This window comes from Streptomyces virginiae (genome assembly GCF_000720455.1).
In the GTDB taxonomy this organism is placed as follows: Bacteria; Actinomycetota; Actinomycetes; order Streptomycetales; family Streptomycetaceae; genus Streptomyces; species Streptomyces virginiae.
Map to the genome: position 1 here is coordinate 1 of NZ_JOAK01000065.1, position 7,087 is coordinate 7,087.

The 7,087-nt window shown below is 69.5% G+C and carries 6 protein-coding genes; 4 read left to right on the forward strand and 2 right to left on the reverse strand.

Annotated elements, in window-relative coordinates; genetic code table 11:
* Nucleotides 1–115 precede the first annotated feature (115 nt).
* From IG86_RS0137645 to IG86_RS0137660, 4 genes are all read left to right on the forward strand, one after another.
* Nucleotides 116–805 (forward strand): hypothetical protein, encoded by a 690-nt coding sequence (locus tag IG86_RS0137645; protein WP_051785653.1) that lies wholly within the window; start codon nt 116–118, stop codon nt 803–805.
* Between the two features lie 394 nt (nt 806–1,199).
* Nucleotides 1,200–2,003, forward strand: a complete 804-nt coding sequence (locus IG86_RS0137650) for an alpha/beta fold hydrolase (RefSeq protein WP_030902989.1) — start codon at nt 1,200–1,202, stop codon at nt 2,001–2,003.
* Nucleotides 2,003–3,283 (forward strand): PP2C family protein-serine/threonine phosphatase, encoded by a 1,281-nt coding sequence (locus tag IG86_RS0137655; RefSeq protein WP_030902992.1) that lies wholly within the window; start codon nt 2,003–2,005, stop codon nt 3,281–3,283. The genes IG86_RS0137650 and IG86_RS0137655 overlap by 1 nt, the downstream gene beginning before the upstream one ends.
* A complete protein-coding gene (locus IG86_RS0137660; protein WP_030902995.1) occupies nt 3,280–3,618 on the forward strand; it encodes an STAS domain-containing protein in 339 nt (112 codons plus the stop codon). The genes IG86_RS0137655 and IG86_RS0137660 overlap by 4 nt, the downstream gene beginning before the upstream one ends.
* 188 nt (nt 3,619–3,806) lie before the next feature.
* Here the strand turns inward: IG86_RS0137660 and IG86_RS42015 are convergent, their stop codons facing one another.
* The gene (locus IG86_RS42015) at nt 3,807–4,502 is read right to left on the reverse strand and encodes a DUF2625 family protein (protein WP_078906189.1); all 696 of its coding nucleotides are present in this window, start codon (nt 4,500–4,502) and stop codon (nt 3,807–3,809) included.
* 1,271 nt (nt 4,503–5,773) lie between these two features.
* Entirely contained in the window at nt 5,774–6,223 is a 450-nt protein-coding gene (locus IG86_RS0137675; protein ID WP_030658476.1) for a hypothetical protein, read from the reverse strand.
* Nucleotides 6,224–7,087 lie beyond the last annotated feature (864 nt).

Below are 7,087 nucleotides of genomic sequence, written 5' to 3' on the forward strand. Positions count from 1 at the left end.
CATCAACATCGCGAAACACCTCCAGTTGGTTCAGGCAGGAACTGCCAATGCGCTTCAACGTGCTCCCGTTGTAACATGTCATCGAAACGATGACAAGCAAGGAGTCATCGAGAGGATGACATGGACGGAGGGCCCCGTGAACGACGCCGCCCCGACGGCCGCAACTGTCTCCTTCACTGCCGCCGCAGCGGCACTGGAGGCCATCAACCAGTCCGTGAAGGACGCGCGGCAAAACCCTGAGCGGACACCGACGAGGGCAGCGCCGCTCGCGGCCGGCTCCGGCCCGCACCCGGCCCTGGCCGCACTTCTGATGCTGCGCGAGATCCGCGAGGAGCTCGCCGGCTGGGAGAGCGGGCTGATCGAAACCGCCCGCGGCGAGGGCGCGAGCTGGGCCGACCTCGCCGGACCCCTCGGAGTCTCCAGCCGCCAGGCCGCCGAACGCCGCTACCTCCGCCTGCGCCCCGGAACCCCGGGAAGCACCGGCGAAGAACGCGTCCAGGCAACCCGCGACACACGCGCAGCCGACCGAACCGTCACCGCCTGGGCTCGCGACAACGCAGCCGACCTCCGCCGCCTCGCCGGCCAGATCACCTCCCTCGCCAACCTCCCCGCCAGCGCCCAGGACGCCGTCAGCGACCTGAACCGGGCCCTCGCCGACAACGACGCAGCCCGCCTCCTCCAGCCCCTGGCCGAACTCCGGCCCCACCTGCGCCCGGAGGACTCGGCCCTCGCCGATCACATCGACGCCATAGCCCGGCATGCCGACCGGCTCCGCCAGGACAGCCACGACCAGCGCACCGCCTGACCCGAACAGGGCCAGGGCGAGTGGACACGGCTTGCCGTGGGGATCACGCGACAGCCTGGATAGGACTCTGGTCCGCCCAGAGCCGGTCGCGCAGATCAGCGCCGGTCGATCCATCGACCGTGGCGGGGGGGGTCAGGCATCCGCTCAGGTACAAGCGGCTGCGCCTGGACGTCGGGGTGGATGACGCCGGGTCGTTTCCTCAGGTGACTGAGTGTGCGGCGCCTCCTCCGCATGGCCGACCGCGAGGGGCTCGGCAGAATCCAGCCGCCGCCGGCCCCGTAAAGGGCCGATGCCTCAGGGCAGCCTCAGGGACCTGTGAAGGCGTGGGGTGGGACGTGTGGGGTGGTGCGGGGGCCTGCGGGAGTGGTGGGCGGGGCCTGAGAGACTGCTCGGTATGGATGTCCAGCGCAGGAACAATGTCACGGTCACCGGCAATCCCCATGGCCCGACGGTAGTCCTTGCGCACGGGTTCGGCTGCGACCAGAACATGTGGCGCCTCACCGTCCCCGCCCTGGTCAAGGACTACAGGGTGGTGCTGTTCGACTACGTGGGTTCAGGACGCTCGGATCTCTCCGCATTCTCCGAGACCCGCTATGCATCCCTCGCCGGATACGCCCAGGACGTGGTGGACGTGTGCGACGTGCTCGACCTTCGCGGCGTGGTGTTCGTGGGGCATTCGGTCTCCGCGATGATCGGTGTGCTGGCCGCCCAGATGGCTCCGGAGCGGATAGGGGCGCTGGTGATGGTGGCGCCCTCTCCTCGATACATCGACGACGAGGGCTACCGGGGCGGGTTCTCTGCCGAGGACATCGAGGAACTCCTCGATTCGATGGAGTTGAACTATCTGGGCTGGTCGGCGGCGATGGCGCCGGTGATCATGGGGAACGCGGAGCGGCCCGAGCTCGGGGAAGAGCTGGCCAACAGCTTTTGCGCCACCGACCCGGCGATGGCACGCGTCTTCGCCCGCACCACCTTCCTGTCCGACTCGAGGCAGGACCTCAACAAGGTGAGCGTGCCGACGCTGGTACTGGACTGCACCCAGGACGCCATCGCCCCGCGCGAGGTCGGCGCCTACGTGCACCAGGCGATCCCCGGCTCGACACTGCTCACACTGGATGCGACCGGGCACTGCCCTCACATGTCCGCCCCCGAAGCCACCAACGAAGCGATCACGGGCTTCCTGGCCGGCCTGCGGTGATGTGCCGCACCGGTCAGCAGAGCGACCCACACGACGCCGACGACGAGAAGACCTCGGATGCGGCGTTCGCCGCACTGCTGGAGGACAGTGCGGAGGAGCTGTACGAGTGCGCGCCGTGCGGCTATCTGTCCACGCTGATGGACGGCACCATCGCGAAGATCAACACGACGCTGCTGGACTGGCTGGGCCTGAACCGGGAGGCGGTGGTGGGCCGGATGCGGTTCACCGACCTGCTGACCGTCGGCGGCAGGCTCTACCACGAGACGCACTTCGCGCCGCTGCTGCGCATGCAGGGCGAGATCGGCGGCGTCGCCCTGGAGATCAGAAAGGCAGACGGCGTCCGGATGCCGGTGCTGGCCTCCTCCGTGGTCAAGCACGGGGCCACGGGTGAGCCGTTGCTGATCCGCACCACCCTCTTCGACGCCCGCGACCGCCGCGCCTACGAAGAAGAACTCCTGCGGGCCCGCAGAGCCGCCGAGGAAGCACAACGGCAAGCCGAAGCCGACCGGGCCCGTCTCCAGGACGCCCTCGCCGCACTCCAGTCGTCGCTGCTGCCCGACACCCTGCCGCCCATACCCGGCATGGAAAGCGCCGCGCACTACCGCACCGCGTCGCCCGACCGGCTCGGCGGCGACTTCTACGACGTCTTCCGCCTCGACGCCGCACGCTTCGTGTTCTTCCTCGGCGACGTGTGCGGCAAGGGCCCGCAAGCCGCCGCCGTCACTTCGCTGACCCGCTACACCCTGCGCGCCGCAGCCCTGCACGACCCCGACCCCGCCTCCGCCCTCACCACCTTGAACAGGGTCCTGCACGAGCGCTACAGCAGCGGCGACCCCCGTTACTGCACCGCCATCTTCGGCACCCTCGAACCCGACCCGGTGACCGGGCAGGTCACGGTCCACCTGGCCTCGGGCGGCCACCCGCCGGCCCTGGTCCTGCGTGCCGACGGCACAGCCGACTTCCTGCCCACCCCCGGCGGCCTCCTCGTCGGCATCCTGCCCACCGCGCGCTTCACCCCCGCCACCATCACCCTGGGGCCCGGCGACACCCTCCTGCTCTACACGGACGGGCTCACCGAAGCCCGCACCGGCGAAAGCCGTACCGACCTGTACGGAGACGAAGCCCTGCGCGCCTTCGCCACCGATCAGGCCGGCCGGTACCCGCAAGCGGTGATGAAGGCACTGACCGGCCTGCTGGACAGCTTCGGCGACGGCCTGGACGACGACACCGCCCTCCTCGCGCTCGGGGTCCCCGCCTCCGGTTCCCGGGAGCCGGCATGAGCCCGCTGAACATCGAGGTCCGGGACGCTCCGATCGGCCCGGTACTCGAAGTCATCGGGGAACTCGACTACGACACCTCCGCCGAGCTGCGCCACCTCCTTGCCGCCCTCCCTCTCAAGCCGGGCCAGCGCCTTGTGCTGGACCTGGCCCGCATGGAGTTCTGCGATTCCAGCGGCATCAGCGCCCTCATCGCCGCCCGCAACCACGCCCAGTCGGCCGGAGCCGACATTGCACTCGCAGCGGTCCCGGCCAACACGCTGCGAGTCCTGCGTGTCGTCGGACTGGACCAGGTTTTCCCACTCCATCCCGTGGCCGAGTCCGCGATCGAACCCTGACCGCAGCACCGTCTCGCGCGAGTCGGCCCGGTGGTTACACGTCGCGCCAGCCCACGAAAACAAGGGGCCCAAGGGGCCGCTGACCTGCGTCGGCGTACCTGCGCCTCCCCGCGGCGATTCACGTCTGCGAGCCCGGTATGGCGGTGTCGGACCCTGCTCGGCCGGCGCCCGCCGTCTGGGCCGCCGCCTCACCCCGGCCGACCTCGGGCTGACCTCCCCTGGCCGGCTTCAGCCGCAGGCGCCTGACACACCAGGGCCGACAGAGGAGCCAGTCGTACGTCGCCCAGGAACCCAGGATCGGACGACCCCGTCTGTCGGCCGAAGTCGGCTGCGACTCCGAGCACCTCGCGCATCGGCACAGGCCGCCGACTCGTGGCAGCGAGATCGGCGTGAGCTTCCTCGGACCACAGGAACGGATACACGGAAACACCGTGCTCGAAATGCAGGGCCGCGGCCTCCTCACGCCGGCCGGGCCAGCGCATTCCGTCGTAGAACGTCTCCATCCGGCCCGAGAGCAGCCAGGAGACCCACCCCGAGTGGCCCATCTCCATCGCCTCCCACTCCAGAGTGTCGGGAGCGAAGTACGTCATCCGGCCAGGATCCCCAGGGCGGCCCGCGGCTGCAGGATCGCCACCGTTCAACCCGAAGACCCCTCCGACAATGTCGTGGCCGACGACAAGACCTGTCGCGGGCTGCCAACCAGGATCGAAGTCCGTGGGGAAGCGGTTGACCTGCGCCAGACTCGGGAGCCGCCCATCCGCGACCGAACCGGAACCTCCGCCGAACACTCGCAGCCACCGAACATCCGCTGCTGGCACCGCTGCCGGAAGACCCCTCGAAGACCGGTCGGCTCTCCACCCCGCGGGTAAGACGGCCCCGCGCATCCACCGCGCGTCCGGCTGTTTGTGACGCCGGGTGGTCACCTGGCCCAAGAGCGGGCATCAGTGGTGCGGTGACCTCATCTTCGCCGGCAGGCGGTCCCGGTCGGCTGTCGCGGGAGGTGCTGGATGAAGGTGACTTTGGAGCCGGGCAAGGGCTGTTGCGCAGTGGCTTGTCAGCGCGCGCGAGCGACGTCCTTGCGGGCAGAGTGGCTTTGCCACGCTCAGTTCCGGTCCGGGTCCGGGGCCGAATGCGCGAGGTCACGGAAACCGGTCCCATTGCACCTTCGGGCGGCGCAGACCACGACGCTCGAGGTAGCGGTCGGTGGCCCGGCTCGTCCGGCGCAGGACCCGCAGGCGTCGACCGCGTTTCCCGAGCCCACAGGTTCGACCACGGTGGAGGGCACCAGAAGCCAGCCGGCGTCGGTGGGCCGCAGGCTGGCCGGCCCCCGCACCACCAGGCAGTCCGCCGGTGTCGGCTGCGGCCTCATACGGGCGAGGCCGGCTCCTGGGAGCCCGGCGCATTCTCCCGCCGTCAAGGTGGCCGTACGCGGCCCGGATTCGGTGGGTCTCCGCCAGGGTCTGCGACTCCAGCCGCGTCCACTTCACCACTGGGGTGATGGACGTGTCGTCGAAGATCGCACCCCAGCGACTCACGGTGCCGTCCTCCAGGACACGGCCCACGCCCTACTACCCCTTGAAGACACTCCAAGTGCACGGAGTCAACAGGTCGGGGAACCCCTCCCGGTAGGTCACCTGCCGGACGCCGTCACCCATGTGCTCGGCGGACTCGCTGTCCTCCGAGGCCCCCGGGAATTCCGGCTCCGGCTCGTCGTCAAAGCTCATCTGCCCGGGACACACTCGATCGGCTCCCGGGAGTCGTCACCGCGTCCCACGGCCCGTCAGACCAGAACATGGTGCTGGAAATCCGGAACGTCGCAGCATTTGCCCAGCGCGCCGGACGGGCAAGGCGCCACGCCTCCTCGAATTCCGACCGGATCAGTTCCGTGTGCCGCTGCGCCTCGGAAATTTGCTGGGCGCAGTTCGGCTCGGTCCGCGCGACTTCCGCAATGTTCGCGTAGCAGGCGGTTCAGCCGCTTTTCAGGACCACGGCCGCGTAGCCGAAAGGAGGGCAGACGCGCCCTCGCCCCGGCAGAACTCGGTGAGTCTGCCGGGGCGAGCCGGACCACGGCGGTTCCCGTGCGGTCGTCGGGACGCAGGTCCTCCCCCGACGACCGCACGACGGCACAGAACGTCGCGGTTAGGAGGAGCTCCGGTCAGCGGACCTCGGTGACCCGGTGTTCCTTGCGCGCGCCACAGTTGGAGTTGTACACCTGGACGTGCACGTTGCTGATCCCGCCGCCCCAGTCGACGCAGTGGCCCTTGCCGTACACGTAGGCCGGGCCCGCGTACGACGTGTACCGGCCGAAGTCCTCGCCCCGCTCCCAGGTTTCGGGGACTTCGATCCAGAGGGCCATGTCCACGGCCGCGCCCGGGTTGTTGCGGATGGTCGCGACGCAGTTCTTGCCGTTCGAGGCGTTGTACGTCAGGTATACGGTGCCCAGCGAGCCGATGGCGGCCGAGTTCACGGTCTTGTACGCGCTTCCGCAAACCTTCTGCGGCGTGGTGTTGGGTGCGGCGGTGGCGGGCGCCGCCAGCGCGGTAGTGGCCCCCAAGGCCAGGGCGGCGAATGCGGTGGTGGTAAGGACGGAACGGGTGAACTTCATGTTTCCCCCTGGTCGTCATTGGAGTTGGTCGCTCCTGCATGCTGGGACATGAAGGAACGGCGGAACGGTTGCGCATCGTTGGCAAAGGATGTGACCGCGCTGGCCGACGAACGGCCGCACGCGAGCATCGGGAGTGAGGGCGGTCGGATCCACGCACCGTTCGTCGTTGTGGAGGGCGAGGCCGTAAAGCTGGACCAGGCGGTGCGTGCGACCAGCACCTCGGTGTGCGCGGCGAGGTCCGTCTCCTCGACCGAGCCTCGGTGAACATGTCCGGAGCGGGACGAGCGAACGCGCCCTCGTCGCTGTCGTCGAACAGACGGGTCAACCGGAGCACCTCGGCACAGAACAATATGTGGGATGGGTCCGGGTGCGTGCGCAGCAGTGCGCGCGCACCCGCAGACTGCGCCACCGCCCACACCGAGCCGGCCGCAGGCCCGCCGGCATGAGCGCGCTGGTTCAAGACCGGTCGGTGCCCAGCCCAAGCCCTTCCGGCAGAGCACCGACGCCCCGGCACCGCCCCCGGCCCCACCGCCGTGTGAGCGTGCCGGTGCGACACCGGTCGGCCATGCCCCTGGCGCAGGTCCGCTTTGTCGAGGCGATACCGCCCAGCGAGAGGGGCTCGAACGGCACGGACCGTCCCGGCACCCCGACCCAGCGCCCTGCTTGCGGGGGAAAGGGCGGCTGTCACACGCCTGTGACAGTCGGCGGACAGCCTCATGAAGTGCCCCGGCCACGCTCTTAACAAGAGAACAAAAGGGACATTCGGGCGAATGTTCCACCTGCTTCCGAGGACGCGAGCAGTGATGACCGAGCCGATCCGGCGGAGGAAATCCCATGACTCCCACACTCACCACCCCGCACGCC

Bases quoted from the DNA above. Each gene is read 5' to 3' on its own strand.
- IG86_RS0137645 (WP_051785653.1), top strand. From the start codon at position 116: ATGACATGGACGGAGGGCCCCGTGAACGACGCCGCCCCGACGGCCGCA.
- IG86_RS0137650 (WP_030902989.1), top strand. From the start codon at position 1,200: ATGGATGTCCAGCGCAGGAACAATGTCACGGTCACCGGCAATCCCCAT.
- IG86_RS0137655 (WP_030902992.1), top strand. From the start codon at position 2,003: ATGTGCCGCACCGGTCAGCAGAGCGACCCACACGACGCCGACGACGAG.
- IG86_RS0137660 (WP_030902995.1), top strand. From the start codon at position 3,280: ATGAGCCCGCTGAACATCGAGGTCCGGGACGCTCCGATCGGCCCGGTA.
- IG86_RS42015 (WP_078906189.1), bottom strand. From the start codon at position 4,502: ATGCGCGGGGCCGTCTTACCCGCGGGGTGGAGAGCCGACCGGTCTTCG.
- IG86_RS0137675 (WP_030658476.1), bottom strand. From the start codon at position 6,223: ATGAAGTTCACCCGTTCCGTCCTTACCACCACCGCATTCGCCGCCCTG.